This window comes from Klebsiella sp. CN_Kp073 (assembly GCF_040065495.2).
GTDB lineage: Bacteria > Pseudomonadota > Gammaproteobacteria > Enterobacterales > Enterobacteriaceae > Klebsiella > Klebsiella aerogenes.
On record NZ_CM198051.1, the window covers coordinates 3,153,426 to 3,179,471 of the forward strand.

A 26,046-nucleotide genomic window follows, 5' to 3' on the forward strand; every position below is an offset into this window, starting at 1 on the left:
AAATCCGCGCCCCGGCGCGGATTTTTCATTTTAAAGCCTCGCGAGTTTTATCACTCGCGAGGCTTTAAATTATCTGAACGGCGCATCTAAAGGAATTTCTGCGTCAGGCTCATGGGTGATTCGGTTACGCAGATCGCGACGAATCATCTCAATTGCCCAGAACCAAAAAATATGGCCAAGCAGTTCGGAAATATATTCATCAGCCGGAATATTGAATAACGACGGCGTAAGTCCTAATAGCGGGAAAGATATCCAGTGAACCGCAATGGTGGCGACAATGCCTGCCCACACGCCCTGCCATAATTTAACTTTTGGGAATATCTCCGCCACCACGCAATAGCCAATCGCAAACACCAACGAGAAGATGATATGCGTGACCATCACCGGGTTGATGATATGCTCAGAAAAGGTGTAAACGGTATGCGTTGGGTCAATACCAAGATAGTCGCGTAGAAAGAGATAAGGAGGGTTGAATTCATCACGCCCGCCGGAAAATGTTCGCGGCGGCAGAGGCACTTCCGCCCCCCACTTAACGAATGCCGACATAATTCCGGCAATAACCCCAACCAATAAGGCGACGCCATAGCGACGCCGACCAGGTGCAGTCTGTACAAAAAAATCCTTAATTGCCATAAATCCCTCGCCATGAATAATATTGTTACAGCATTGCAATATTCTTTAAGTCTGCGCGGGTATGGCTTGATCAAGATCACACTTTTTGTTCAAAAGATAAACAAAGCTAATACTTTTATATCATCGCGGAGCATCAATTAATGCCCCGCGAGGTATTCTTTTAATCACGCCATCCCATTGCCGGCGCAACGTGCTTCAGAATAGACTCAATCACATGAACGTTATAATCCACGCCCAGCTGATTCGGTACGGTCAGCAATAAGGTATCGGCTTCCGCGATCGCTTCATCCTGTTTCAGTTGCTCGACGAGCTTATCGGGTTCAGCGGCATAGCTGCGGCCGAAAATGGCGCGGGTTTTCTCATCAAGAAAACCAATACTGTCGCTATTATCCCGGCTGGAGCCGAAATACATCCGGTCGCGATCGTCCATCAGGGCAAAGATACTTCGACTGACCGATACCCGCGGCGTACGCGTGTGCCCCGCTTCCGTCCAGGCCTGACGATAGGCGCGGATCTGTTTCGCCTGTTGGATATGGAATGGTTCGCCCGTCTCATCATCTTTCAGCGTCGAGCTTTGCAAGTTCATGCCGAGCTTCGCCGCCCACATCGCCGTAGCATTAGAGCCCGCGCCCCACCAGATACGTTCGCGTAATCCGGCGGAGTACGGCTCAAGACGTAGCAATCCCGGCGGGTTGGGAAACATGGGTTGCGGGTTGGGTTTCGCGAAACCTTCGCCGCGCAGCACGTCCAACAGCACCTCAGTATGGCGCCGCGCCATGTCAGCGTCGGACTCGCCATCCTGTGGTTGAAAACCAAAATGACGCCAGCCATCAATCACCTGTTCCGGTGAACCGCGGCTGATGCCAAGCTGCAAACGCCCTCCCGAGATCAAATCCGCAGCGCCAGCATCCTCCGCCATATATAGCGGGTTTTCATAGCGCATATCGATAACGCCGGTGCCAATCTCAATCTTTTTAGTTTTCGCGCCGATAGCGGCCAGCAGCGGGAACGGTGAACTGAGCTGACGGGCAAAATGGTGAACCCGAAAATAGGCGCCATCCGCGCCTAACTCTTCGGCGGCAACGGCCAGAACGATGGATTGTAAGAGCGTGTCGGCAGCAGAACGGGTCGCCGACTGCGGCGATGGCGTCCAGTGGCCAAATGACAAAAATCCGATCTTTTTCATGAGGATAGCCCCTGATTTGGCAAAACATTCAGCAGACGCGGAGATACGATTCCGCGTCTGCATGTAGTTCTCCTACTCTACCCCTTAGCCAAAATGTATAAATGGCGTTTATTTAACAGAATAGTTCAAATAAATTGACCAAATATAACGATCGCTATTTCTGCATTAGCGCAAATACGCCCCAGCCAAAATATTCCCGGGTATAGGTAACATGGCGAAGCGGCGCGGCTTTGAGCTGCGCACGGACCTCAAACGCAAATTCATCCTCGGGGTGGGCCTGCAGCCAACGGCGCATGGTCAGCCATTTAGCGGCTTCATAACGGTCCCACCCCTCGCGGTCAGCCAGCACCATTTCAACGATGTCATAGCCCAGTTCGCCAAAAGAGGTGACCAGCGCCGGAAGCGGCAACAAATCAGCCACCGCAGAAACACCGCAGGCGCGCGCTTCTTCTTCTGTCGCGGGGACCTTACGCCACCAGGGCTCCCCGATAAGTAGCATACCGCCAGGCTTAAGGCTGCGGGCTAACTGCGCCAGGGTTCCGGCGACGCCGCCGGCGATCCACGTTGCGCCAATACAGGCCGCCACATCGTATTGCCGTTCGGCGACGTAACCTGCCGCATCGCTATGGATAAAAGTGACGCGATCGCTGACGCCAAGCGCTTCGGCGCGTTGTTTAGCCTGTGCGGTAAACAATGGGCTCATATCAATGCCCAGACCACCGATAGCATGATCCCGCGCCCAGGTGCAGAGCATTTCACCAGAACCGCTGCCAAGGTCGAGGATTTGCGCCCCCGCCTGCAGGCGAAGTACGCGGCCAAGCGTGGCATATTTTTCCGCCGTGAAGGGGTTATGGATACGATGTTCACTTTCGCTGATGGTATAGATACGTGGGATATCGATAGTTGTGGTCATATCACTCTCCTTAGCGGTTATCCGGCTGGGCGCGAACGTTATTCAGCCCGCTGGTGTTGATGCGGTACGGCTGGCCGTTAACGGATTTAATCAGTTTTTTAGTGCGGAGTTTTTTGAAGACGGCGAGCGTACAGTCGCTGAGCAGTAGGCCTTCGCGGCTATAGCACTCTACGGCGATGACGCGGCCTGAGGTGTCGCGAATGTGCGCAATACGTCCGCCTTTCGCGAGAACGTGTAAGGTACGCTGTTCCTGACGGGATAAATTCATACTGGAAAACCTGTTTAATCATCATGTGCAAAACGTGCAAACACGCAGCGGTGCCCGCATTCGATTTCAGCGCATTGATAACCAGCCCGGCCTGAAAGGTCGGCAAACTGATTATCAGATGATTACATTCTCCAGCATCAAAGCCTCGGTAGAGTTGAAAGGTATTTACCAGCCGGATGATAACATCCAGTGACAGAAAGGATATTTATAAACGGGAAAATTGTGATCGATATCTGAAATTGCGCCCCCGCCCCATGACGGTAGGCGCACAATAAATAGCATCAGCCTACTGGCCCTGATTACCACATCAAATCATCAGGTACTTTAAAGTCAGCATACGGATCGTCTTCGTCCTCGGCTTCCTGGCTCAGGGCGCTGTTCAACACAATACTTTCGGCGTCGCGCTGGGCGATTTTATCCGCCACGCTGGCGGGAATAATCGCGTATTCATATTTACCGTTATTATCAACAGCAAGGCGGGCAATCGCCAGACGGCCGCTAATGAGCTGCGCCTGGGTGGTTTTATCCACATCAATGTTTTTGATGAGATTATTATCCGTAAAGTTAAAAGCAATATGGCCTTTCGCAATCGTGATTCGGTTCATTTCAATCAGCTGCTTAACCTGCGCTTTATACTCTTTTGCTAAAGCCGCTTGCTTTTGCTGTTCGCTGAGCTGCTTGTCGCGCTCAAGCTGGGCTTTTTTGTTTTCTTCTACGGCCTCGCGGGCTTCACGCGCCTGAACACGTGACTTTTTCGCCGTTCTCTGAACCTTAGCCATCTTTTTACTGGTGACCAGACCCGCTTTCAGCATCTGTTCTTGTAAGGTAAGTTTTGTCATCGTCGTTTCTACAATCGTTGGAATTCTGCTTCGGATACGGTAAATCAGGGTCAGACTTTAAGGAGCTTCACCGTGGCGTCGATGTCGATTTCATCTTCAGAGAAGATGAGCGTCGTGCCCTGAAAGGTAGTGATCGCCAGCTTTTTCAGCGTGCGCATTTCGCCCGGCTTCACGCTCGCTTTCGGCTTGATGCTGTTCATCAGCAGTCCCACGGAGAGCACCGCATTTTCCTTGTCGATACGCGTATCGGCCGGCACTTCCTCACTGTAGACCAGGTAAGACTTAATCGATGTCAGCTTCAGGCGCTCACCGGCAATATACAGATGTTTACTTTCCGGGATGACTTTCACCGCGTAAGCCGATAAACCTTTATTATTGGTCGTGGGTTCAAACGTGACCGCCGCGTCTTTCTTAATCAGATCCGGATTGGCAACCTTAATCACGTGAAAATAGCGGTTATCGCCATTTTCATCTTTGATAAATCCGAAACCTTTATCTTTAAACCACGTTGTGATCGTACCGTTCATCGCCATTACCGCCTGATTAATCGTTTATCTACTCAATTTTGCTGCGCGCAGTTTAAAGCACAATGCCAGCGTAGACCATGCCTTTGCTCTAAGTGTTGCCCGATATCGACAATTGATCCTGGCTTTTGCCGAAAATTTGATTCATTAATGAGTACGGTTCAATCAGGAGAATGCATGATGTCTAATCTTGCCTCAGTCGCGTTGCTAGGTCCTGGCGCTATCGGCACGACCATTGCCGCCGTACTGCATGAAGCGGGCCGCAAACCGGTGCTCTGCGGGCGCACCGCGCATCAGCGGTTGATTTTACGCCGGGATGACGGCGAAACGATCATTCCTGGGCCGGTATTGACCGATCCGCATACGCTGGAACGCCCGGTTGAGCTGCTATTTGTGGCGGTGAAAACCACCCAGGTAGCGGATTGCGCGGGCTGGCTTAACGCGCTGTGCGATGAAAACACGGTGGTCTGCGCGCTACAGAACGGCGTTGAACAGGAAAGCCTGCTTGACCCCTATGTTAACGGCGCAAAGGTGTTGCCCTCGGTTGTCTGGTTTCCGGCACAACGAGAGGCGGATGCGTCGGTATGGTTACGCGGCAAACCGCGCCTGACGCTACCCGATACGCCGCAAGCGAAGAAAATAGTCGAGGTTCTCGACGGAACCCGTTGCGCGGTTGAGTTGACGGCAGATTTCACATCGGTCGCGTGGCGGAAACTATTGCAAAATGCCGTCGCTGGCCTGATGGTGCTGGCGAATCGCCGCGCCGGGATGTTTTCGCGCCAGGACATCACCGGGCTGGCGCTGGCCTATCTACACGAGTGTCTGGCGGTGGCGCGCGCCGCAGGGGCGAAACTCGCCGATAGCGTGCCGCAGGAAATTGTTGATGGGTTTCATCAGGCGCCAGCGGATTTAAGCACCTCGATACTCGCCGACCGTCAGGCTAATCGTCCGCTGGAATGGGACATCCGCAACGGCGTCATACAACGCTATGGCCGAAGGTTGGGTGTTGCCACCCCCATCAGCGATGTCGTCGTGCCGCTGCTGGCGGCCGCAAGCGAGGGACCTGGCTAAGATTGCTTCAAAAAAATTACCGTATTTGTTATAGTGTTACTCACTGATTATTTACCTCTGCGGTGCCAAAAAGAACAAGATTCACCGCAACCCAGGATAAGAAAATGTTAGATTACCGCTTCCCGACAGCTTTGCAGATGGTTCTCAGCGTAGCGATGGCGGAGCAATTGGGTGAACGTTCGACGAGTGCGATTCTGGCCTACGGCCTGGAAGCCAACCCGAGCTTTATCCGTAAACTCATGGTTCCGCTCACCCGCGACGGCATCATCGTCTCCACGCTTGGCCGCAACGGCTCTATTCATCTTGGCCGCCCTGCCGACCAAATCACGCTGCGTGATATCTATCTTTCCGTTATTGAAGATAAAAAACTGTGGGCGTCCCGCCCTGAGGTCCCGGCTCGCTGCGTGGTCAGCGCCAACGCCTGCTGGTACTTTAAGTCCGTAGCCGATGAAGCCGAGCAGGCGTCGCTCGCGGTGTTAGCTCGCCACACCGTGGCAAGCGCCCTGGAAGAGGTCAAAAAAGCCGATACCAGCGGCTGCGATCCGCTGCCTGAGCTGACTGCCCGCTATAAAGAAGCGCATTAACTTTTCTTGTTGCGAAAAAAAACCGCCTTAAACGAAAAGGCGGTTTTTTGTTATTAGCAGCGACCTACGCGGGCAAGACGTCCCTTGCCTGTTTGCCACGCGTCACCAGTTTTCGCAGCGTCACGTAAAACACCGGCGTCAGGAACAAACCAAACAGCGTCACGCCGAGCATACCGGAGAACACCGTGATCCCGGTGACGCCGCGCACTTCCGCCCCCGCGCCGTGGCCAAGAATCAGCGGGATCGTCCCGGCAATAAAGGCAATCGAGGTCATGATAATCGGGCGTAAACGCAGGCGACAGGCTTCCAGCGCCGCTTCCATGATCCCTTTCCCCTGAATTTCCAGTTCGCGGGCGAACTCGACAATCAGAATCGCGTTTTTACACGCCAGCCCCATCAGCACCACCAGCCCCACCTGCACAAATACGTTATTGTCGCCACCGGTCAGCCAGACGCCAAACAGCGCGGAGAGCATGGTCATCGGGACGATAAGGATCACCGCCAGCGGTAGCGTCCAGCTTTCATACAGCGCCGCCAGCACCAGGAACGCCAGCAGAACCGCGACCGGGAAGACGATCAGCGCCGTATTGCCCTGCGTAGCCTGCTGGAAGCTGAGATCCGTCCACTCAATATTCATGCCGTTCGGCAGTATCTGCTTAGACATGTCTGCCAGCTGCGTCATCGCCTGCGTGGACGAGAGCACGCGGGGATCGGCATCGCCAATCAAATCCGCCGCCGGATAGCCATTGTAGCGAATCACCGGATCCGGCCCGTAGGTGGTATTAATATTCACCATACTGCCAATCGGCACCATTTCGCCCTGATTATTGCGGGTGCGTAAATTAGCAATATCTTCCACGCTGTCGCGGAACGGCCCATCGGCCTGCGCCATTACGCGCCAGGTACGCCCAAACTGGTTAAAGTCATTCACATACGATGACCCCAGATAGGTTTGCAGCGTACCGAAAAGGTCGGTCAACGACACGCCCTGCGCTTTCGCTTTATCACGATCGACCTGCACATCCAACTGCGGCACGTTCGCCTGGTAGGTAGAGATCGGGAAATGCATTCCCGGCGTCTGCATAATTGAACCCGACATCGCGTTCACCGCGTTTTGCAACGCGCCATAACCCAGACCGGCGCGATCCTGAATATACAACGAATAGCCGGAACCCTGACCCAGTCCTAAAATCGGCGGCGGCAGAATCGAGAAACCAAAGCCCTGCTGAATTTGCGCGATTTTGGCGTTAATCTCGGCGTTAATTTCCGCAGCGGTGTGTTTACGCTGGTCGAACGGTTTCAGACCAAAAAAGACCGTACCGGTATTCGGCGTATTGGTGAACTGCAGCGCATTAAGACCGGGAAAAGCGACCGCATAATCTACGCCTTCGGTATTCATCCCGATTTCGCTCATTTTACGAATCACGGCGTCGGTACGCGCAAGCGAAGAACCTTCCGGCATTTTCACGCCGCCAATTAAATACAGTTTATCCTGCGTCGGAATAAACCCGCCGGGTACGACTTTAAACATCACGCCAGCGGCGCAGAGCAGCAGGACGTAGACCACAAACACCGCGCCGCGTCGGCCGAGCGTTTTGCCCACCAGCCCCTGATAGCCATTTGAGCTACGATGGAAAAAACGGTTAAACGGACGGAAAATCCAGCCGAACAAGCGATCGATAAGCCGGGTCGGGAAGTCTTTCGCCGCGCCGTGCGGTTTTAACAGCAGCGCCGCCAGCGCCGGCGAGAGCGTCAGCGAGTTGATGGCGGAGATCACCGTCGATATCGCAATCGTCACCGCAAACTGCTTGTAAAACTGCCCCGTCACTCCGGAGAGGAATGCCATCGGCACAAATACCGCGCACAACACCAGCGCGATAGCGATAATCGGCCCGGAGACTTCGCGCATCGCCTGGTGCGCCGCCGCTAGCGGAGCCAGCCCCTCTTCGATGTTTCGTTCGACGTTTTCCACCACCACGATGGCATCATCCACGACGATACCGATCGCCAGTACCAGCCCGAACAGACTGAGGGTATTCAGCGAAAAGCCCAGCAGATAAAGAATGCTGAAGGTGCCCACCACCGATACCGGCACCGCGATCAGCGGAATAATCGACGCACGCCACGTCTGCAGGAACAAAATCACCACCAGCACCACCAACACCACCGCTTCCAACAGTGTTTGCACCACCGCACGAATGGAATCGCGCACAAACACGGTCGGATCGTAAGGCGCCGCCCATTTCATATCTTCCGGGAAACGGGTGGAGAGTTCGTTCATTTTCGCGCGTACGGCATTAGACAAATCGATAGCATTCGCCCCCGGCGACTGGAAAATACCAATCCCCACCGCATCTTTATTGTTAAGCTGGGAACGTAACGCATAGCTACCCGAGCCCATTTCGATACGCGCCACGTCGCGCAGGCGCACCAGCGAACCGTCTTGCGCCGTTTTCAGAATAATATTGCCAAACTCGTCTTCCGTATGCAGACGCCCCTGAGCGTTAATAGAGATCAAAAAATCGCTCTCTTTCGGCAGCGGCTCGGCGCCCAGCTGACCGGCGGAAACCTGCACGTTTTGCTCCTGCATCGCCGTCACCACATCCGATGCGGTTAACCCGCGCGCCGCAACCTTATTGGGATCCAGCCAGATGCGCATCGCATATTCGCCCGAGCCAAATATCTGGATCTGGCCGACGCCGGGCAGACGCGCGAGTTCATCTTTGACTTTCAACGTGGCGTAGTTACGCATATACAGGGAATCGTACTTACCGCCGGGCGAAAACAGATGCACCACCAACGTCAGCGTTGGCGATTGCTTCTGGGTGGTGATACCTAAACGCCGCACATCTTCCGGCAGACGCGCCTCGGCCTGTGATACCCGGTTTTGCACCTGAACCTGCGCCTGATCGGGGTCGGTTCCCGGACGGAAAGTGACGGTAGTTACCAGTACGCCGTCAGAGCCTGCGACGGATTTCATGTACATCATATTTTCGACGCCGTTAATGGCTTCTTCCAATGGCGTCGCCACGGTCTCCGCAATCACTTTCGGGTTGGCGCCGGGATATTCCGCCCGCACCTGCACGCTGGGCGGTACGACGTCAGGATATTCGCTGACCGGCAATAGCGGAATGGCGATCAAGCCGGTAATAAAAATCAAAATCGACAGCACGGCGGCAAAAATCGGTCTGTCGATAAAAAAGCGGGAAAAGTCCATAGATCGGATTCTCAGAAAAGGGATCAGTTAAGTGCGGCGCTGGTGGTCATGGCGACGGTCTTCGCGTTAACCGGCATTCCCGGCATAAACACTTTTTGTAAGCCATCGACGATAACTTTGTCGCCTGGGTTCAGCCCCTGTTTGACGATACGTAAACCGGCAGCCAGCCGCCCTGGCGTAATATCACGACGCTGAGCTTTACCTTCTTTATCAACGATATAGACATATTTACGGTCCTGATCGGTCAGTACCGCTTTGTCGTCGATAAGCGTGGCTTTGAATTCAGCGCTGCCCGGCAAGCGGACGCGGGCAAAGAGCCCTGGCGTGAACAGACGCTGCGAATTGTCCAGCAGCGCGCGCATGCGGATCGTACCGGTGCTCGGCGTTAACTGATTATCCAGAAAATCCACTTTACCCTGATGAGGGTAGCCCTCTTCGCCCACAAGGCCGATCTCAACCGGTAATGCCTGGTGACTGCTGGAGGCCCCTTGCCCGCTACGGGCAAGATTTTGGTAGTGAAGATAGGTCGACTCATCCACGTCAAAGTAGACATAAACCGTTTTTTGCGACACCAGCGTGGTGAGCACGCTGGCGGTATCACCAGCGGTGACCAGATTACCGCTGGTGATCAACGCGCGGCTGGCGCGGCCGTCGATGGGCGCGGTCACTTTGGTGAAATCCAGATTAAGCTGCGCGGCATCGACCGCCGCCTGGGCGGCGCGAATATCCGCTTGCGCCTGAACGGCGGCGGAGCGGCGCTGCTCCCACTCTTCACGGGAAACCAGATTGGTATTGATTAATTTATCGGTGCGGTTTGCTTCACTTCGCGCCAGGTTAGCTTGTGTTTTGGCTCTTGCCAGATTCGCCTGCGCCTGTTCCAGAGCGGCACGATAGGTTCGATCGTCAATGGTGAATAACACCTCCCCCTTCTTCACCTCCTGACCGTCGGTGTAATTCACTTTATCAATATAGCCAGAGACGCGTGGTCGTAGCTGCACGCTTTCCACCGCTTCAATCCGACCATTAAAACTATCCCACTGGCTAATAGATTTCACCACCACGTCAGCGGCGCTGACGGCGGGAGCTTGCGGCGCGGCGTTTTGCGCGACGCCTTCATCGCAGCCGGCGAGCAGCGCCGAGAGTAGCACCATACCTACTGCTGTCAGATGACGTTTTCCCCAGGTTTTTTGCAGGCTCATTATTTTTATTCCGGTAATTATCGCCGCCGGACAAGACGCTGCGGGAGACGCCGCGCCACTTCCTTTGTCCGGGCAGGCTTGAGGCCATTTGTGTCGTTCATCGCCACAAAACTGTAACAGTTGCGAATACACTATCGCGGCGATTGTAGGAAGGCGCTTAACTAAGTGCAAGAATAATTGTTGCACTTTATGTGCTATTCTTAGGTCGAAAAAAAGGCCTATTCCCGACACGGCATTAAATGCAACAATAAAACTTGCAATTAATCCCCAAACGGGCCACCTTTAAATGCAATTGTAAAAGGTACTTTTATTTTCTGCATGGGGGCAACAAAATGAACACTGCTGCGGTTATTCACGACCTACTGGATTGGATCGACAACAATCTCGAGAGCCGTCTGGACATTGAGACCGTTGCCAGGCGAGCGGGCTATTCGAAATGGCACCTGCAGCGGATCTTCAAGGAGCACACCGGTTACCCTCTCGCTGAGTATATTCGCATGCATAAGCTGCAAAGGTCGGTCGAACGCTTAGCCAACAGCGACGAGCCCATTTTAAACGTGGCAATCGCACTGGGTTTCGACTCCCAGCAATCCTTTAACCGCAGCTTCAAACGCCAGTATGGTCAGGCGCCCGGCGCCTGGCGACGAAGCGTCTCCGGCTCCCAAACGCCACCACTGCGCTTACCGTCGTGATAATCGTCCCCAGGGAATCGGTGAGCGAACGGTAGAAGCACCTATGTTTAGCAGCTATCAGGGCGTTGGACCTACCGTTATGATTGGCCCATACCAAACAAACAAGGACGCGTTACCATGCTGAACAAATCACCGGTGGTGTTGTTATTGTTCCCTTTACTGCTGGCAGGCTGTCATCATCCTCAGCCCACGTCGCACGCGGCGGCGAGCGCCACCGAAGTCGACGATCTGTTCGCCAGCTCCCCTTCGGCGAAGCCATCGCGTCGGGCTACCTACGCGTATCAGATAATGAGCGCCGTCAAGGCCAAAATGCCTGATTCCGCGGAATATTCCGGGCAAAGCTGTCGGGTTCGTTTGTCGCTGCAGCGTGATGGCGCCGTGAGTTCCATCAGTGCGGAAAAAGGTGATGAACAACTGTGTCATGCGGTGATATCAGCATTTAAGCAAGCTGACATTCCTGCCGCGCCGGATGATGACGCTTATCAGACGTTTAAAAATACCAGTATTGATTTTAAAGCATAAGACCAGCGCTTTATTACCAGCAATACGGCATTCAACCGGCCGTCATCCGTAGTATATTAGAAGCAGTCTCGGTTATCAGGTAATTGCAATGTCTTACTCCATCGGCGAATTTTCCCGTCTTTGCGGCATCAACGCAACCACGCTGCGGGCCTGGCAACGCCGGTACGGCCTGCTTAAACCCGAGCGCACCGATGGAGGCCACCGCCTCTATAACGATAACGATGTCCAGCTGGCGCTGAAAATTCTCGACTGGGTAAAAAAAGGGGTTCCCGTAAGCCAGGTCAAACCGCTGTTGACCCGCCCTGACGGCGGCCCAGGCAATAACTGGCTTGTCCTGCAGGACAACATGCTGCAGCGGCTGAAAGAGGGAAAAATCGAATCCCTACGCCAGCTGATCTACGATGCCGGTCGAGAAAATCCCCGCCCTGAGCTGGTTACCAACGTACTGCGCCCGTTACGCAGTAAGGTATCGGCTAATGTGCCGGCGATGCAGACCCTGCGTGAGATCCTCGACGGCATTATCATCTCCTACACCTCCTTTTGTCTTGAAGGCGATAAACGCGCACCGGGCGATAACTATCTGATTACCGGCTGGCACCTGAGTGACCCATGTGAAATCTGGCTGGAAGCGCTCATGCGCACCGGACAAGGTCATCGCATTGATGTGCTGCCGATGCCGCCGGCCGCCCTGGCTCCGGAAATATTTCCTCAACACCACTGGTTACTGGTGACCACGGGCCAGCTCACCGCCGCCCGCCAGAGACAGATAGATCTCTGGCGTCAGTTGGTTATTTCTCTGGACGTTATCTCCCTGTAAAAAATAGCTTTGCTCCCCTGCGCCATGTTCTCCGCTAAAAAATCGCGCCAAAAACTTGGACAAAAATTCGTGATTGTGTAAGTTTAATATATCGGGCTAACCGTTTTTGCGGGACGGCCCAAACAGTGAGAACAAAGCGAGGAGTACGCCATGAATAAGCAACCTGTCATTGGCATCAGCGGCTGTTTAACCGGCTCGTCCGTGCGCTTTGATGGCGGACATAAACGATTGCCATTCGCTATGGATGAACTGGCGCCGTGGGTAACCTTCAAACCCATTTGTCCGGAAATGGCCATCGGTCTGAGTTCCCCTCGTCCGGCCCTGCGCCTGGTGCAGACCGGTGCAGGTGATATTCAGATGCGTTTTAGCAGCGAACCGCACGACGATGTCACGCGCAAAATGGCGGACTTTACCGCCGGTTACCTGCCTGGGCTCGGCGAAGTAGCTGCCTTTATCGTCTGCGCCAAATCACCGAGCTGCGGCATGGAACGCGTGCGCCTGTATGATGAAAAAGGCAACCGCGGGTGCAAAGAAGGAACCGGCCTGTTTACCCGCGCGTTGATGGAAGCCTATCCGTGGTTGCCGGTAGAAGAGGATGGACGACTGCACGACCCGCAGCTAAGAGAGAATTTTGTCGAGCGTCTTTTCGCGCTGCATGAACTGAATACGCTGCGGGCCAATGGCCTGACCCGTCGGGGGTTACTGGATTTTCATAGCCGCTATAAACTGCAGCTGCTGGCGCATCATCAGGCCGGCTATCGCGAAATCGGCCCTTTCGTCGCCTCAATGCATCAATGGCAAGACCTGGATGCCTTTTTCGTCGCCTACCGCGATAAGCTGATGGCGATCCTGAAAAACACCGCCTCCAGGAAAAACCACACCAACGTGCTGATGCACATTCAGGGCTATTTCCGCGAAAGGTTGAATAGCCGTCAGCGCGGCGAGCTGCGTGACGTAATACTGGATTATCGCGCGGGGCTGCTCCCTATTCTGGCGCCCCTGACGCTGCTTAAGCACTACCTGGCCGAGTATCCCGACCGCTATCTGCAGGCGCAAAACTATTTTGATCCCTACCCGCAGGATTTAGCCCTGCGCCTGGGCGTCAATTAGCAGCCAGGCTGTGCTCTATTACGACGAAGCGTGACTACTTCTTCTTATTCATCATGGCTTTTAAATCGGCAAAAGGATTGTAGGTGGCTTCACCGACATCCTTTTGCGCATCTTCACCTGCCACCACTCTGGTGCCGTACTGATCGGCCTCGGTATACTTGGAGTGCTCGTGATCGTGACAATAGAGGCACAATAGCTCCCAGTTGCTGCCATCTTCCGGGTTATTGGTATGATCGTGATCGATGTGATGTACCGTCAGTTCACGCAGGTTGGAGTAGACAAACTCGCGCGAGCAGCGTCCGCAGACCCATGGATAAATTTTAAGCGCCTTCTCGCGATAGCCACTTTCCAGGCGGGCATAGTTTTTGGGGATCAAAGCCATGGTAGATGTTACCTGTGATAAAGAGATAATTTACGATAATAGCGCCAATATAGCGTAAAACGGAGCAGGAAAGGAAATCGATGCGCAGACGTGAGCGGTAGCTAAATCCCGGCGTGGCGCCGGGAAGACGATTATTAATGGCTGGTGACTGTCGCCGCCGCTATCGGATGATCCGCTGAAGCGACAACCGTGGTACGCGCAACTGGGTGGCGACCGTTATCGCTGGTTGCCGCCGCCACCGCCACCGGATGGTCTGCCGAAGCGACAGCCGCGGTGCGCGCCACCGGATGGTTGCCGTTATCGCTGGTTGCCGCCGCTACCGCCACCGGATGATCGGCTGAGGCTACGGCTGCGGTCCTTGCGACCGGATGATAACCCGCAAACGCAGAAATACTTGCTGATGCTAATACCAGGGTCAAAATAATCTTTTTCATAATATCACCTCTAATAATAATAACCTGAATAACCAGGTAAAATATGGCAATCAATAAAGCCAATTGATGAATTACCGTAGCAAGCGGCAGCGAACATGAATAGCTCACTGTTATTTAATTATGGATAACCCGGTACACAGCAAATAAAAACGGGAGCCCTGAGGCTCCCGTTTTGCATAACCCCAGAAAACTGGATTACATGTTTTTGATGATCGCGTCGCCGAACTCAGAGCATTTCAGCAGCTTAGCGCCTTCCATCAGACGTTCGAAGTCATAGGTCACGGTCTTGGCGGCGATGGCGCCTTCCATGCCTTTAACAATCAGGTCTGCGGCTTCGAACCACTGCATGTGGCGCAGCATCATTTCTGCGGACAGGATGATGGAACCTGGGTTCACTTTGTCCTGGCCGGCATACTTCGGCGCAGTACCGTGGGTGGCTTCGAACAGCGCGCACTCGTCGCCGATGTTGGCGCCCGGCGCGATACCGATACCGCCAACCTGCGCCGCCAGGGCGTCAGAAATGTAGTCGCCGTTCAGGTTCATACAGGCGATAACATCGTATTCAGCCGGACGCAGCAGGATTTGCTGCAGGAACGCATCGGCGATCACGTCTTTAACCACGATCTCTTTGCCGGTGTTCGGGTTCTTGATTTTCACCCACGGGCCGCCGTCGATCAGCTCACCGCCGAACTCTTCGCGAGCCAGCTGGTAACCCCAGTCTTTGAACGCGCCTTCGGTGAACTTCATGATGTTGCCTTTGTGCACCAGGGTCACGGAATCACGATCGTTGGTGATCGCGTATTCGATAGCGGCGCGTACCAGGCGTTTGGTCCCTTCTTCAGAGCACGGCTTGATGCCGATACCGCAATGTTCCGGGAAGCGAATTTTCTTCACGCCCATCTCATCGCGCAGGAATTTGATAACTTTGTCAGCTTCGGCAGAATCTGCTTTCCACTCGATACCCGCATAAATATCTTCGGAGTTTTCGCGGAAGATAACCATATCGGTCAGTTCCGGGTGTTTAACCGGGCTCGGGGTACCCTGATAGTAACGTACCGGACGCAGGCAAACGTAGAGGTCCAGCTCCTGACGCAGCGCCACGTTCAGAGAACGAATGCCGCCGCCAACTGGCGTCGTCAGGGGACCTTTAATAGCAACGCGGTAATCACGAATCAGATCGAGGGTTTCAGCAGGCAGCCAGACATCCTGGCCGTAAACGTGGGTAGATTTTTCACCGGTGTAAACTTCCATCCAGGAAATTTTACGCTCGCCTTTATAGGCTTTCTCAACGGCGGCATCAACCACTTTCAGCATCGCTGGGGTAACGTCGACACCGATACCGTCGCCTTCAATGAACGGGATAATCGGGTTATGAGGGACGTTCAGTTTGCCGTTTTGCAGGGTGATTTTCTGACCTTCCGCCGGAACTACTACTTTGCTTTCCATTAACCTCTCCTTCGAGCGCTTCTGGTTCTGCTCTTCCCTCTTCACGCGAGCCTGGTGTTGGCTTAGTCGGCCTACTCCTGAGTACCGGGTCGCCCCGCTAACCGGAGATTCGCGTCCGTGTTGCCTTCCTGCCTGTATTGCGAATCGGTTTGAGCAATTTTTTGTTAATAATTTGTAATGAGCATGTCAATACTACCTGAATGTTTGCGTCCATGAAAGGCATTCGTAATTAGGCTATAATGCGGCAATTGAGAGAGCCTGAAAATACCATGCAGAAAACTTCATTTAGAAAACATCGCGTTGAGCGATTCAGCACACAACAAGTGACCAGACAACGTAAAGAACGCCAGCTTAAAACTGTGATCTTGTTCAATAAACCCTACGATGTGTTGCCGCAATTTACCGACGAGTCCGGGCGCAGCACGCTGAAGGATTTTATTCCTGTCGCCGGTGTTTACGCCGCCGGTCGTCTTGACCGCGACAGCGAAGGTCTGCTGGTGCTGACCAACGACGGCGCGCTACAGGCAAAACTGACCCAGCCCGGTAAGCGCACCGGCAAAATTTACTACGTTCAGGTGGAAGGCGAACCTACAGAAGAAGCGATCCGCGCGCTGCGCGACGGAGTGACGCTAAACGATGGACCCACCCTACCCGCCGGCGTGGAGCTGGTGGATGAACCCGCCTGGCTTTGGCCGCGCAATCCGCCGATTCGCGAGCGTAAATCGATTCCCACTCGCTGGCTAAAAATCACCCTCTATGAGGGACGCAACCGTCAGGTTCGCCGGATGACCGCCCACGTCGGTTTTCCGACGCTAAGGCTGATTCGCTACGCCATGGGCGGCTATACGCTTGATGGTTTAGCCAACGGCGAGTGGCGTCAAACCGAATAACAGCATTCATAAGGAAGCTCGATGTTTAAACCGCACGTCACCGTCGCCTGCGTGGTTCACGCCAAAGGCAAATTCCTGATTGTTGAAGAGACAATTAACGGCAAAGCGCTATGGAACCAGCCAGCCGGTCATCTCGAAGCCAATGAGACCCTGGCGCAGGCCGCCGAGCGCGAACTGTGGGAGGAGACCGGTATTCGCGCCGCGCCGCAGCACTTCATCCGCATGCACCAGTGGCAGGCCCCGGATAACACGCCGTTCCTGCGCTTCCTGTTTGCCATTGAGCTTAACGATACGTGCGCTACTGAACCGCACGACAGCGACATCGATCGCTGTCTGTGGCTCGGTGCTGAGGAAATTCTTAACGCGAAAAACCTGCGCTCTCCGCTGGTGGCGGAAAGCATTCGCAGCTATCAGCAGGATCCGCGGCATCCGCTGTCGCTGATTGCGGAATTTAACTGGCCGTTCACAGGGGGTGCCTGAACGGTTAGCGCGTGCTAGAATACGCCGCCTTGAAGTTCAATGTGGTGAGTATTCCAATGTCAGAAAGTCCAAAAAAAGTGATCGTCGGCATGTCCGGCGGCGTCGATTCCTCTGTTTCCGCCTACCTGTTGCAACAGCAAGGGTATAAGGTGGAAGGCCTGTTCATGAAGAACTGGGAGGAAGACGACGGTGAGGAATACTGCACCGCCGCTGCCGACCTCGCCGACGCGCAAGCCGTCTGCGATAAGCTCGGTATTGAACTGCATACCGTCAACTTTGCCGCAGAATACTGGGATAACGTCTTCGAGCTGTTCCTCGAAGAGTATAAAGCCGGCCGTACGCCGAACCCGGATATCCTGTGCAACAAAGAGATCAAATTCAAAGCCTTCCTTGAGTTCGCCGCAGAAGATCTCGGCGCTGACTACATCGCCACCGGTCACTACGTGCGCCGCGCCGATGTCAACGGCAAAAGCCAACTGCTGCGTGGGCTCGACGGCAATAAAGACCAGAGCTATTTCCTCTACACTCTCAGCCACGAACAAATCGCGCAAAGCTTGTTCCCGGTCGGTGAGCTGGAAAAGCCGCAGGTGCGCAAAATCGCCGAAGAGCTGGATCTGATCACCGCGAAGAAAAAAGACTCTACCGGCATCTGCTTTATCGGCGAGCGTAAATTCCGCGACTTCCTGGGCCGCTATCTGCCTGCGCAGCCGGGCAAAATCATCACCGTCGATGGCGATGAGATAGGCGAACACCAGGGGCTGATGTATCACACCCTCGGACAGCGTAAAGGGCTCGGCATCGGCGGCACCAAAGAAGGTAGCGAAGATCCATGGTACGTGGTCGATAAAGACGTGGAAAACAACGTGCTGATTGTCGCCCAGGGTCACGATCACCCGCGTCTGATGTCCGTCGGCCTGATTGCCCAGCAGTTACACTGGGTCGATCGTCAGCCGCTGCAGGGCACCCTTCGCTGTACGGTAAAAACCCGCTACCGCCAGACCGACATCCCCTGCACCGTGAAGGCGCTGGATGACGACCGCATCGAAGTTATCTTTGATGAACCCGTCGCCGCCGTGACGCCGGGACAGTCGGCTGTATTCTATAGCGGCGAAGTGTGCCTCGGCGGCGGAATTATCGAACAGCGCCTGCCGCTGGTATCCTGATCGACCATTTTCCGCCGGACGCCTGATTAACGCCCGGCGGGTTACAAGGAGTAAGCGTGGCGAAGAATTATTATGACATCACTCTGGCGTTGGCGGGCGTATGCCAGGCAGCGCGGCTGGTTCAGCAACTGGCGCATCAGGGGCATTGCGACAGCGACGCCCTGCACGTTTCGCTGAACAGCATCATCGATCTCGACCCGGACTCAACGCTGGCGGTATTCGGTGGTAGTGAAGCCAATCTTCGTCTCGGGCTTGAGACTCTGCTCGGCGTGCTGAATACCAGCAGCCGTCAGGGCCTCAACGCGGAACTCACCCGCTACACATTGAGCCTGATGGTGCTGGAACGTAAACTCGCCGCCAGCAAAGGGGCGATGGATACTCTCGGCAACCGCATCGGCGGCCTGCGCCGTCAGTTGGAACATTTTGATCTACAATCTGAAACGCTGCTCAGCGCGATGGCTGGCATTTACGTTGACGTCATCAGCCCGTTGGGGCCGCGCATTCAGGTCACCGGTTCTCCTGCCGTGCTGCAAAGCCCGCAGGTTCAGGCGAAGGTACGCTCTACCCTGCTCGCCGGCATTCGTTCCGCCGTGCTCTGGCATCAGGTTGGCGGCGGACGTCTGCAGCTCATGTTTTCTCGCAATCGTCTGGTTAACCAGGCAAAACAAATTCTTGCTCATTTAACCCCGGAGTTATGATTTATGGAATTATCCTCACTGACCGCCGTTTCCCCCGTAGACGGCCGCTACGGCGATAAAGTCAGCGCGCTGCGCGGTATCTTTAGCGAATTCGGTTTGCTGAAATTCCGTGTACAGGTAGAAGTCCGCTGGCTGCAAAAACTGGCCGCGCACGCAGCGATCAAGGAAGTTCCTGCTTTTGCTGCCGACGCAAACGGTTTCCTTGATAAAATCGTTGCCGACTTCAGCGTAGAGGACGCGGAGCGTATCAAAACCATCGAACGCACCACTAACCACGACGTGAAAGCGGTAGAATATTTCCTCAAGGAAAAAGTCGCCGATATCGCCGAGCTGCACGCGGTGTCAGAATTCATTCACTTCGCCTGTACTTCTGAAGACATCAACAACCTGTCGCACGCGCTGATGCTGAAAACCGCACGTGACGAAGTGGTGCTGCCGTACTGGCGTAAACTGATTGACGCGATTAAAGATTTGGCGACCCAATACCGTGACGTGCCGCTGCTTTCTCGTACCCACGGTCAACCGGCGACCCCGTCCACCATGGGCAAAGAGATGGCTAACGTCGCCTATCGTATGGAGCGCCAGTACCGTCAGCTGAACCAAGTGGAAATCCTCGGTAAAATCAACGGCGCGGTCGGTAACTACAACGCCCACATCGCCGCCTATCCGGAAGTTGACTGGCATCAGTTCAGCGAAGAGTTCGTTACCTCACTGGGTATTCAGTGGAACCCGTACACCACCCAGATTGAACCGCACGACTACATCGCCGAACTGTTTGATTGCATCGCGCGCTTCAATACCATCCTGATCGATTTCGATCGCGATGTGTGGGGCTACATCGCGCTCAACCACTTCAAACAGAAAACCATTGCGGGTGAAATCGGCTCTTCAACCATGCCGCATAAAGTGAACCCGATTGACTTCGAAAACTCCGAAGGCAATCTGGGCCTGGCGAACGCCGTAATGCAGCACCTGGCCAGCAAGCTCCCGGTTTCTCGCTGGCAGCGCGACCTGACCGACTCCACCGTGCTGCGTAACCTCGGCGTGGGCATCGGCTATGCGCTGATCGCGTACCAATCCACCCTGAAAGGCGTGAGCAAACTGGAGCTGAACCAGGATCGTCTGCTGGACGAACTGGATCACAACTGGGAAGTGCTGGCTGAGCCGATCCAGACGGTGATGCGCCGCTACGGTATCGAAAAGCCGTACGAGAAGCTGAAAGAGCTGACCCGCGGTAAGCGCGTTGACGCCGAAGGTATGCAGCAGTTCATCGACGGCCTGCCGCTGCCAGAAGCAGAAAAAATCCGCCTGAAGGCGATGACCCCGGCTAACTACATCGGCCGCGCGATCACCATGGTCGACGAGCTGAAATAACCAGCCTGCCTCAGGTAGCATGGGCAATCTCTTCGCACATGCTACCTGGCAACCCTCCACTTTCCACGTAAAAAAATCTCTCTCCCGCCTGGTTTAAATAATGTTTACCCCCAGCGCCACATAATCGCGTTAAACTATTCAAATCGAAAATGAAATGGAGAATGGGCATGCGCGTACTCGTCGTTGAGGATAATGCTCTGCTGCGCCATCACCTCAAGGTCCAGCTACAGGAACTGGGGCATCAGGTGGATGCCGCGGAAGATGCAAAGGAAGCAGATTACTACCTGGGCGAGCATATCCCGGATGTCGCCATCGTTGACCTTGGCCTGCCGGATGAAGACGGCCTGTCGCTGATCCGCCGCTGGCGTAGTCACGACGTATCGGTACCGGTACTGGTACTGACTGCCCGTGAAGGCTGGCAGGATAAAGTCGAGGTGCTGAGCGCCGGCGCCGATGACTACGTCACCAAACCCTTCCACATCGAAGAGGTCGCCGCCCGCATGCAGGCGTTGCTGCGTCGCAATAGCGGCCTGGCGTCACAGGTAATTTCGATTCCGCCTTTCCAGGTTGACTTATCGCGCCGCGAATTATCGGTCAATGACCAGCCGATTAAGCTCACCGCCTTTGAGTACACCATTATGGAAACGCTGATCCGCAACCGCGGCAAAGTGGTGAGCAAAGATTCGCTGATGCTGCAGCTCTATCCGGATGCCGAACTCCGCGAAAGCCACACTATTGATGTGCTGATGGGGCGGTTGCGTAAGAAAATCCAGACGCAATATCCGCAAGAGGTGATCACCACCGTGCGCGGTCAGGGCTACTTATTCGAACTGCGCGGATGAAAGGCGTGTTGCGACATATTCTCCCGCTTTCTCTGCGCGTCCGCTTCCTGCTGGCGACTGCCGCCGTGGTGCTGATCCTGTCGCTGGCCTACGGCATGGTTGCGCTGGTAGGCTACAGCGTCAGTTTCGATAAAACCACTTTCCGCCTGCTGCGCGGCGAGAGCAACCTGTTCTACATGCTGGCGAAGTGGGAAAATAACCACATCGATGTCGATATTCCAGAACACCTGAATATGCAGAGCCCGACGGTGACGCTGATTTACGACGCCAAAGGTAAACTGCTGTGGGCGCAGCATGACGTCCCCTGGCTGGTGAAGCGGATCCAACCTGAATGGCTGAAAAGCAACGGTTTTCATGAAATCGAAGCCGATGTTGGCAGCAGTAGTATGCTACTGCGCAATAATGATGAAATTCGCGAGCAGCTTGACGCCATCCGCGAGGAAGATGACTCCTCGGAGATGACGCACTCGGTGGCGATTAATCTCTATCCGGCCACCGCGAAGATGCCGCAATTAAGCATTGTGGTGGTCGACACCATCCCGGTGGAGCTTAAACGCTCTTATATGGTGTGGAGCTGGTTTATCTACGTGCTGGCGGCTAACCTGCTGCTGGTCATCCCGCTGCTGTGGCTTGCCGCCTGGTGGAGTTTACGCCCTATCGAATCACTGGCGAAAGAGGTCCGCGAACTGGAAGAACATCATCGTGAGAGGCTCGATTCTCACACCACTCGTGAACTTACCGGTCTGGTCAGCAACCTTAATCGCCTGCTGAAAAGCGAACGCGACCGCTACGACAAATACCGAACCACCCTCACTGACTTAACCCACAGCCTGAAAACGCCGCTGGCGGTGCTGCAAAGCACCCTACGCTCGCTGCGCGGCGAGAAAATTAGCGTCAGCGAAGCAGAGCCGGTGATGCTGGAGCAGATTAGCCGCATCTCACAGCAAATCGGCTATTATCTGCACCGCGCCAGCATGCGCAGCGGCAATGCGCTTCTCAGCCGCGAACTGCACCCGATCGCCCCGCTGCTGGATAGCCTGACCTCGGCTTTGAATAAGGTCTACCAGCGTAAAGGGGTTAACATCACGCTGGATATTTCGCCGGAGATAAGCTTTGTCGGCGAGCAGAACGACTTTATGGAAGTGATGGGCAACGTGCTCGATAACGCCTGCAAGTACTGTCTGGAATTTGTCGAAGTCTCGGTACGCCAGACCAACGACAACCAGCTGCATATTCTGGTGGAGGATGACGGCCCCGGAATTCCCCGTAACCAGCGCACGGCGGTGTTCGATCGCGGCCAGCGCGCCGATACGTTGCGTCCGGGTCAGGGGGTAGGCTTGTCTGTCGCCCGCGATATCGTCGAACAGTATGATGGCGATATCCTGACCGGCGACAGCCTGCTCGGCGGCGCCTGCATGGAAGTTATCTTTGGCCGACAACTTCCTGATGATAAAGAGAGCTAACGCAGCAGTTTTTTAACGGCGCCTGCATCGCCGCGGCGTCGCATCCGTTATAATCCCAGACAGACACCTGCTGTGGAATATAAATATGGACTATCAATTAACGCTTAACTGGCCCGACTTTATCGAACGCTACTGGCAAAAACGCCCGGTAGTGTTAAAGCGCGGCTTCGCCAATTTCATCGACCCAATCAGCCCGGATGAACTGGCCGGCCTGGCCATGGAGAGCGAGGTCGACAGCCGTCTGGTGAGTCATCAGGACGGAAAATGGCAGGTCAGCCATGGTCCATTTGAAAGCTACGATCATCTTAGCGAAAACAACTGGTCGCTGCTGGTGCAAGCGGTGAACAACTGGCACGAGCCGACGGCGGCGTTGATGCATCCCTTCCGCGCCCTACCGGACTGGCGTATCGATGACATGATGATCTCCTTCTCCGTCCCCGGCGGCGGCGTGGGCCCGCACCTTGATCAATACGACGTGTTTATCATTCAGGGTACCGGCCGCCGGCGCTGGCGCGTGGGCGAAAAGGTGCCGATGAAACAGCACTGCCCGCATCCGGATCTGCTGCAGGTTGATCCGTTTGAAGCCATCATCGATGAAGAGATGGAACCTGGCGATATTCTCTACATTCCGCCAGGATTCCCGCATGAAGGCTATTCGCTGGAAAATTCGCTTAACTATTCGGTCGGCTATCGTGCGCCGAACGCTCGCGAGCTGTTCAGCGGCTTTGCTGACTATATTTTGCAACGAGAACTGGGTAGTCAGCGCTATGCCGACCCGGACGTGCCATCCCGCGACCATCCGGCCGATATTCTGCCGGTTGAGCTGGATCGTCTGCGCGAGATGATGCTGGGGCTGATTAACCAGCCTGAGCACTTTAAGCAGTGGTTTGGCGAGTTCATTACCCAATCCCGCCACGAGCTTGACGTGGCGCCGCCGGAGCCGCCATATCAGCCAGATGAAATTTACGATGCGCTGCAGCAGGGCGATAAGCTCGCCCGCCTCGGCGGCCTGCGCGTGCTGCGAATCGATGGCGAAGTGTTCGTCAACGGCGAGAAAATCAATTCTCCGCACCGCCCGGCGCTTGACGCGCTGGCAACGCACCTGTCGCTGCGCGCCGAACATTTCGGCGATGCGTTGGAAGACCCATCTTTCCTCGCCATGCTGGCGGCGCTGGTCAACAGCGGCTATTGGTTCTTCGAGGACTGAGTCGACAGCCTGCCCGGTGGCGCTGCGCTTACCGGGCCTACAAACGACATCAACCCACATCCTGCCCGGTGGCCCTGCGCTTACCGGGCCTACAAACGGCATCGGCACCGTAGGCCGGATAAGGCGTAGCCGCCATCCGGCATATTACCGCCGCTCTCCGGCATCCATTTCGGCGATGTGCCCTGCCCAATCCTCAGGATATAACCCCTGCCTCACATCACGATGGAACGTTGAATATGGCCAATCACTCACGCGTCCGACAAGCCGGTGTTTCAGTGGATTGATATAAACGTAATCTATATGACGCCGATAATCTTCATCATTACGGATAGCATGTTCCCAAAAACGCGGCTGCCAGATCTGGCTCTGCGCTAACGCACGCGTAAAAGACTTTTTAATTTCCCGCCAACGACCAGAATAATCGGAATCGCCTTCCGGCAACGTCCAAATACAGTGCATATGTTCAGGTAACACAACCCAACTGTTAATCTGGAAAGGTCTCTTACGTTTAGCACAGGCTATCGCGGCACGAAGATGATCAATATGTCGTGTCAGCAGATCGCTGTGGCGATTTTGCAGGTTTACGGTGAAAAACCAGCAGCCGCCGGGGAGATAACTACGGCGATAATTTGACATCAGAGGTTCCCTCCTCTTCAGCTTATATGGACTCTTTTTGCCCGGTGGCGCTGCGCTTACCGGGCCTACAGGATCGGGCTCTGGTTTAGCGTTTCGCCGTCAACTCCGCAATCCGCACAATCACCTGCACGGCTTTCTCCATGCCTTCCAGCGTGACAAACTCGTGCTTACCGTGATAGTTGTAGCCGCCGGTAAACAGATTCGGGCACGGTAATCCCATAAACGAGAGCTGGGCGCCGTCGGTACCGCCGCGTATTGGCTTTATCTGCGGCTCGATATCGCAGTCCACCATCGCCTGACGCGCGATGTCAACTACGTGCGGATGGGCAATCACCTTCTCATGCATGTTGTAATAACTATCTTCGATCACCAGTTCAATGTAGCAGTCAGGGTGCAGCCCTTTACCGACCTTTTTGGCGATCTCCATCATTTTGCGTTTACGCGCTTCAAACTGCTTGCGATCGAAATCACGCAAAATATAGTGCATCTCCGCCCGGTCAACGCTGCCTTTGATGCTGGTCAGGTGATAAAAGCCTTCATAACCGTCGGTGGTTTCCGGCGCTTCATTGGCGGGCACTTCGGCATGAATTCGCGCCGCCAGCGATAAAGCGTTAACCATCACCCCTTTCGCGGTACCTGGATGCACATTATTGCCAACGATTTTGATAGTGACCGACGCGGCATTGAAGTTTTCAAATTCCAGCTCACCGATCCCGCCGCCATCAACGGTGTACGCCCAGCGGGCATCAAACGCGGCAACGTCAAAGTGCTTCGCGCCTTTCCCGACCTCTTCATCCGGCGTAAAAGCAACACGAATATCACCGTGAGGGATTTTTTTCGCCTGCAGCGTCGCCAACGCCGTCATGATCTCAGCGATGCCCGCTTTGTCGTCGGCGCCGAGCAGCGTTTTACCGTCGGTGGTAATAAGCGTCTGGCCTAACAGCTGATGCAGAACCGGGAACATCACCGGCGACAACACTTCATCGCCGATGCCGAGGGCGATATCGCCGCCGCGGTAGTTTTCAACAATTTGCGGATTCACGTTCTTACCGCTGAAATCCGGCGAGGTATCGACGTGGGAAATAAAACCGATGGCCGGGATTTCCCCTGCGACATTGGCCGGCAGCGTCCCCATCACCGTCCCCTTCTCACTTAGCGTCACGTTGACCAGCCCCATTTCTTCCAGCTGGCTCTGCAGCAAACGCAGCAGCTTCCACTGCCCTTCGGTACTGGGAACCTGACGTACGCCAGGCTTCGATTGCGTATCTAAAGAAACATACTGCAGAAAACGCTCAAGCAATTTATCCATGTGGCCACCCTCTTTTTTTGTGACAACATTATCAATAAGGGCGAAAAGACAAATATTGCGTCAGGTCATTTTTAGCCCGTAAACCAAAATTTAATACATTTGCGTGCATTCTGTGTAAAGGTGATACACCGCAGAACAACAATGATT

The 26,046-nt window shown here is 54.7% G+C and carries 28 protein-coding genes; 15 read left to right on the plus strand and 13 right to left on the minus strand.

Annotation, left to right across the window (positions count from 1 at the left end):
* Positions 1-69 precede the first annotated feature (69 nt).
* From ABLV66_RS15330 to ABLV66_RS15345, 4 genes are all read right to left on the minus strand, one after another.
* Entirely contained in the window at positions 70-633 is a 564-nt protein-coding gene (locus tag ABLV66_RS15330) for a YagU family protein (protein WP_045393784.1), read from the minus strand.
* A 160-nt stretch (positions 634-793) separates the two neighbouring features.
* A complete protein-coding gene (locus tag ABLV66_RS15335; protein ID WP_348877140.1) occupies positions 794-1,819 on the minus strand; it encodes an LLM class flavin-dependent oxidoreductase in 1,026 nt (341 codons plus the stop codon).
* A 154-nt stretch (positions 1,820-1,973) separates the two neighbouring features.
* Complete coding sequence (locus tag ABLV66_RS15340) at positions 1,974-2,732, minus strand: SAM-dependent methyltransferase (protein ID WP_348877141.1); 759 nt, start codon at positions 2,730-2,732, stop codon at positions 1,974-1,976.
* Between the two features lie 10 nt (positions 2,733-2,742).
* Positions 2,743-3,000 carry a YjhX family toxin gene (locus tag ABLV66_RS15345; RefSeq protein ID WP_015705074.1) on the minus strand — a complete coding sequence of 86 codons (258 nt, stop codon included), beginning with the start codon at positions 2,998-3,000 and terminating at the stop codon, positions 2,743-2,745.
* A gap of 34 nt (positions 3,001-3,034) precedes the next feature.
* Between ABLV66_RS15345 and ABLV66_RS15350 the strand changes: the two genes are divergently transcribed.
* Positions 3,035-3,193, plus strand: coding sequence for a hypothetical protein (locus ABLV66_RS15350; protein ID WP_155960940.1), 159 nt, complete (start codon positions 3,035-3,037; stop codon positions 3,191-3,193).
* A 106-nt stretch (positions 3,194-3,299) separates the two neighbouring features.
* On the opposite strand, the gene ABLV66_RS15355 is transcribed toward ABLV66_RS15350, so the two are convergent.
* Both ABLV66_RS15355 and ABLV66_RS15360 read right to left on the minus strand, forming a co-directional pair.
* Complete coding sequence (locus tag ABLV66_RS15355; protein WP_015367123.1) at positions 3,300-3,839, minus strand: DUF2058 domain-containing protein; 540 nt, start codon at positions 3,837-3,839, stop codon at positions 3,300-3,302.
* A gap of 50 nt (positions 3,840-3,889) precedes the next feature.
* A complete protein-coding gene (locus ABLV66_RS15360; protein WP_045375123.1) occupies positions 3,890-4,372 on the minus strand; it encodes a cold-shock protein in 483 nt (160 codons plus the stop codon).
* A gap of 168 nt (positions 4,373-4,540) precedes the next feature.
* On the opposite strand from ABLV66_RS15360, the gene ABLV66_RS15365 reads away from it, so the two are divergent.
* Both ABLV66_RS15365 and oqxR read left to right on the plus strand, forming a co-directional pair.
* Positions 4,541-5,434: an oxidoreductase gene (locus tag ABLV66_RS15365; RefSeq protein ID WP_409977439.1), complete on the plus strand. Its 894-nt coding sequence runs from the start codon at positions 4,541-4,543 to the stop codon at positions 5,432-5,434.
* A gap of 104 nt (positions 5,435-5,538) precedes the next feature.
* Entirely contained in the window at positions 5,539-6,018 is a 480-nt protein-coding gene (oqxR, locus tag ABLV66_RS15370; protein ID WP_045393779.1) for an efflux pump transcriptional repressor OqxR, read from the plus strand.
* Positions 6,019-6,082: 64 nt separating this feature from the next.
* Here oqxR and oqxB read toward each other — a convergent pair whose 3' ends face one another.
* Positions 6,083-9,235 carry a multidrug efflux RND transporter permease subunit OqxB gene (gene oqxB, locus ABLV66_RS15375; RefSeq protein WP_045393776.1) on the minus strand — a complete coding sequence of 1,051 codons (3,153 nt, stop codon included), beginning with the start codon at positions 9,233-9,235 and terminating at the stop codon, positions 6,083-6,085.
* A gap of 23 nt (positions 9,236-9,258) precedes the next feature.
* Complete coding sequence (gene oqxA / locus ABLV66_RS15380; protein WP_045393774.1) at positions 9,259-10,434, minus strand: multidrug efflux RND transporter periplasmic adaptor subunit OqxA; 1,176 nt, start codon at positions 10,432-10,434, stop codon at positions 9,259-9,261.
* Between the two features lie 332 nt (positions 10,435-10,766).
* On the opposite strand from oqxA, the gene ABLV66_RS15385 reads away from it, so the two are divergent.
* From ABLV66_RS15385 to ABLV66_RS15400, 4 genes are all read left to right on the plus strand, one after another.
* Positions 10,767-11,126, plus strand: a complete 360-nt coding sequence (locus ABLV66_RS15385; RefSeq protein WP_045393772.1) for a helix-turn-helix domain-containing protein — start codon at positions 10,767-10,769, stop codon at positions 11,124-11,126.
* 117 nt (positions 11,127-11,243) lie between these two features.
* Positions 11,244-11,648 (plus strand): cell envelope integrity protein TolA, encoded by a 405-nt coding sequence (gene tolA / locus ABLV66_RS15390; RefSeq protein WP_316423309.1) that lies wholly within the window; start codon positions 11,244-11,246, stop codon positions 11,646-11,648.
* An 88-nt stretch (positions 11,649-11,736) separates the two neighbouring features.
* The gene (locus ABLV66_RS15395; RefSeq protein WP_348877142.1) at positions 11,737-12,465 is read left to right on the plus strand and encodes a MerR family transcriptional regulator; all 729 of its coding nucleotides are present in this window, start codon (positions 11,737-11,739) and stop codon (positions 12,463-12,465) included.
* 150 nt (positions 12,466-12,615) lie between these two features.
* Positions 12,616-13,575 (plus strand): YbgA family protein, encoded by a 960-nt coding sequence (locus ABLV66_RS15400; RefSeq protein ID WP_348877143.1) that lies wholly within the window; start codon positions 12,616-12,618, stop codon positions 13,573-13,575.
* Positions 13,576-13,609: 34 nt separating this feature from the next.
* On the opposite strand, the gene yajD is transcribed toward ABLV66_RS15400, so the two are convergent.
* The 3 genes from yajD to icd form a co-directional block, all read right to left on the minus strand.
* Complete coding sequence (gene yajD / locus ABLV66_RS15405) at positions 13,610-13,957, minus strand: HNH nuclease YajD (RefSeq protein WP_015367133.1); 348 nt, start codon at positions 13,955-13,957, stop codon at positions 13,610-13,612.
* Between the two features lie 134 nt (positions 13,958-14,091).
* The gene (locus tag ABLV66_RS15410; RefSeq protein WP_045393825.1) at positions 14,092-14,391 is read right to left on the minus strand and encodes a hypothetical protein; all 300 of its coding nucleotides are present in this window, start codon (positions 14,389-14,391) and stop codon (positions 14,092-14,094) included.
* Positions 14,392-14,586: 195 nt separating this feature from the next.
* Entirely contained in the window at positions 14,587-15,837 is a 1,251-nt protein-coding gene (gene icd, locus ABLV66_RS15415) for an NADP-dependent isocitrate dehydrogenase (protein WP_015705065.1), read from the minus strand.
* 239 nt (positions 15,838-16,076) lie between these two features.
* On the opposite strand from icd, the gene rluE reads away from it, so the two are divergent.
* The 8 genes from rluE (at position 16,077) to ABLV66_RS15455 (ending at position 23,954) form a co-directional block, all read left to right on the plus strand.
* On the plus strand, positions 16,077-16,727 hold the full coding sequence (rluE, locus tag ABLV66_RS15420; protein ID WP_045393759.1) for a 23S rRNA pseudouridine(2457) synthase RluE: 651 nt from the start codon (positions 16,077-16,079) through the stop codon (positions 16,725-16,727).
* A 21-nt stretch (positions 16,728-16,748) separates the two neighbouring features.
* Positions 16,749-17,207: an NUDIX hydrolase gene (locus ABLV66_RS15425; protein WP_045393756.1), complete on the plus strand. Its 459-nt coding sequence runs from the start codon at positions 16,749-16,751 to the stop codon at positions 17,205-17,207.
* Between the two features lie 56 nt (positions 17,208-17,263).
* Positions 17,264-18,370 (plus strand): tRNA 2-thiouridine(34) synthase MnmA, encoded by a 1,107-nt coding sequence (gene mnmA / locus ABLV66_RS15430; protein WP_045393753.1) that lies wholly within the window; start codon positions 17,264-17,266, stop codon positions 18,368-18,370.
* 56 nt (positions 18,371-18,426) lie between these two features.
* Complete coding sequence (gene hflD / locus ABLV66_RS15435; protein ID WP_015367144.1) at positions 18,427-19,068, plus strand: high frequency lysogenization protein HflD; 642 nt, start codon at positions 18,427-18,429, stop codon at positions 19,066-19,068.
* 3 nt (positions 19,069-19,071) lie between these two features.
* A complete protein-coding gene (gene purB, locus ABLV66_RS15440; protein ID WP_045393751.1) occupies positions 19,072-20,442 on the plus strand; it encodes an adenylosuccinate lyase in 1,371 nt (456 codons plus the stop codon).
* A gap of 167 nt (positions 20,443-20,609) precedes the next feature.
* On the plus strand, positions 20,610-21,284 hold the full coding sequence (gene phoP, locus ABLV66_RS15445) for a two-component system response regulator PhoP (protein WP_047046826.1): 675 nt from the start codon (positions 20,610-20,612) through the stop codon (positions 21,282-21,284).
* On the plus strand, positions 21,281-22,747 hold the full coding sequence (gene phoQ, locus ABLV66_RS15450) for a two-component system sensor histidine kinase PhoQ (RefSeq protein ID WP_045393745.1): 1,467 nt from the start codon (positions 21,281-21,283) through the stop codon (positions 22,745-22,747). The genes phoP and phoQ overlap by 4 nt, the downstream gene beginning before the upstream one ends.
* A gap of 85 nt (positions 22,748-22,832) precedes the next feature.
* Entirely contained in the window at positions 22,833-23,954 is a 1,122-nt protein-coding gene (locus tag ABLV66_RS15455; RefSeq protein WP_348877144.1) for a ribosomal protein uL16 3-hydroxylase, read from the plus strand.
* Between the two features lie 144 nt (positions 23,955-24,098).
* Here the strand turns inward: ABLV66_RS15455 and ABLV66_RS15460 are convergent, their stop codons facing one another.
* Positions 24,099-24,590: an REP-associated tyrosine transposase gene (locus ABLV66_RS15460; protein WP_063414915.1), complete on the minus strand. Its 492-nt coding sequence runs from the start codon at positions 24,588-24,590 to the stop codon at positions 24,099-24,101.
* An 85-nt stretch (positions 24,591-24,675) separates the two neighbouring features.
* A complete protein-coding gene (gene pepT / locus ABLV66_RS15465) occupies positions 24,676-25,899 on the minus strand; it encodes a peptidase T (protein ID WP_348877145.1) in 1,224 nt (407 codons plus the stop codon).
* Between the last annotated feature and the right edge of the window lie 147 nt (positions 25,900-26,046).

What these genes read in the sequence shown, in the direction of transcription:
- mnmA (WP_045393753.1), top strand. Translation starts at nt 17,264, where the DNA reads ATGTCAGAAAGTCCAAAAAAAGTGATCGTCGGCATGTCCGGCGGCGTC.
- ABLV66_RS15335 (WP_348877140.1), bottom strand. Translation starts at nt 1,819, where the DNA reads ATGAAAAAGATCGGATTTTTGTCATTTGGCCACTGGACGCCATCGCCG.
- pepT (WP_348877145.1), bottom strand. Translation starts at nt 25,899, where the DNA reads ATGGATAAATTGCTTGAGCGTTTTCTGCAGTATGTTTCTTTAGATACG.
- ABLV66_RS15410 (WP_045393825.1), bottom strand. Translation starts at nt 14,391, where the DNA reads ATGAAAAAGATTATTTTGACCCTGGTATTAGCATCAGCAAGTATTTCT.
- ABLV66_RS15400 (WP_348877143.1), top strand. Translation starts at nt 12,616, where the DNA reads ATGAATAAGCAACCTGTCATTGGCATCAGCGGCTGTTTAACCGGCTCG.
- ABLV66_RS15355 (WP_015367123.1), bottom strand. Translation starts at nt 3,839, where the DNA reads ATGACAAAACTTACCTTACAAGAACAGATGCTGAAAGCGGGTCTGGTC.
- rluE (WP_045393759.1), top strand. Translation starts at nt 16,077, where the DNA reads ATGCGGCAATTGAGAGAGCCTGAAAATACCATGCAGAAAACTTCATTT.
- ABLV66_RS15455 (WP_348877144.1), top strand. Translation starts at nt 22,833, where the DNA reads ATGGACTATCAATTAACGCTTAACTGGCCCGACTTTATCGAACGCTAC.
- ABLV66_RS15345 (WP_015705074.1), bottom strand. Translation starts at nt 3,000, where the DNA reads ATGAATTTATCCCGTCAGGAACAGCGTACCTTACACGTTCTCGCGAAA.
- purB (WP_045393751.1), top strand. Translation starts at nt 19,072, where the DNA reads ATGGAATTATCCTCACTGACCGCCGTTTCCCCCGTAGACGGCCGCTAC.
- icd (WP_015705065.1), bottom strand. Translation starts at nt 15,837, where the DNA reads ATGGAAAGCAAAGTAGTAGTTCCGGCGGAAGGTCAGAAAATCACCCTG.
- ABLV66_RS15360 (WP_045375123.1), bottom strand. Translation starts at nt 4,372, where the DNA reads ATGGCGATGAACGGTACGATCACAACGTGGTTTAAAGATAAAGGTTTC.
- ABLV66_RS15425 (WP_045393756.1), top strand. Translation starts at nt 16,749, where the DNA reads ATGTTTAAACCGCACGTCACCGTCGCCTGCGTGGTTCACGCCAAAGGC.
- oqxR (WP_045393779.1), top strand. Translation starts at nt 5,539, where the DNA reads ATGTTAGATTACCGCTTCCCGACAGCTTTGCAGATGGTTCTCAGCGTA.
- ABLV66_RS15460 (WP_063414915.1), bottom strand. Translation starts at nt 24,590, where the DNA reads ATGTCAAATTATCGCCGTAGTTATCTCCCCGGCGGCTGCTGGTTTTTC.
- oqxB (WP_045393776.1), bottom strand. Translation starts at nt 9,235, where the DNA reads ATGGACTTTTCCCGCTTTTTTATCGACAGACCGATTTTTGCCGCCGTG.
- ABLV66_RS15330 (WP_045393784.1), bottom strand. Translation starts at nt 633, where the DNA reads ATGGCAATTAAGGATTTTTTTGTACAGACTGCACCTGGTCGGCGTCGC.
- ABLV66_RS15395 (WP_348877142.1), top strand. Translation starts at nt 11,737, where the DNA reads ATGTCTTACTCCATCGGCGAATTTTCCCGTCTTTGCGGCATCAACGCA.
- oqxA (WP_045393774.1), bottom strand. Translation starts at nt 10,434, where the DNA reads ATGAGCCTGCAAAAAACCTGGGGAAAACGTCATCTGACAGCAGTAGGT.
- phoQ (WP_045393745.1), top strand. Translation starts at nt 21,281, where the DNA reads ATGAAAGGCGTGTTGCGACATATTCTCCCGCTTTCTCTGCGCGTCCGC.
- ABLV66_RS15340 (WP_348877141.1), bottom strand. Translation starts at nt 2,732, where the DNA reads ATGACCACAACTATCGATATCCCACGTATCTATACCATCAGCGAAAGT.
- tolA (WP_316423309.1), top strand. Translation starts at nt 11,244, where the DNA reads ATGCTGAACAAATCACCGGTGGTGTTGTTATTGTTCCCTTTACTGCTG.
- phoP (WP_047046826.1), top strand. Translation starts at nt 20,610, where the DNA reads ATGCGCGTACTCGTCGTTGAGGATAATGCTCTGCTGCGCCATCACCTC.
- ABLV66_RS15385 (WP_045393772.1), top strand. Translation starts at nt 10,767, where the DNA reads ATGAACACTGCTGCGGTTATTCACGACCTACTGGATTGGATCGACAAC.
- yajD (WP_015367133.1), bottom strand. Translation starts at nt 13,957, where the DNA reads ATGGCTTTGATCCCCAAAAACTATGCCCGCCTGGAAAGTGGCTATCGC.
- ABLV66_RS15365 (WP_409977439.1), top strand. Translation starts at nt 4,541, where the DNA reads ATGATGTCTAATCTTGCCTCAGTCGCGTTGCTAGGTCCTGGCGCTATC.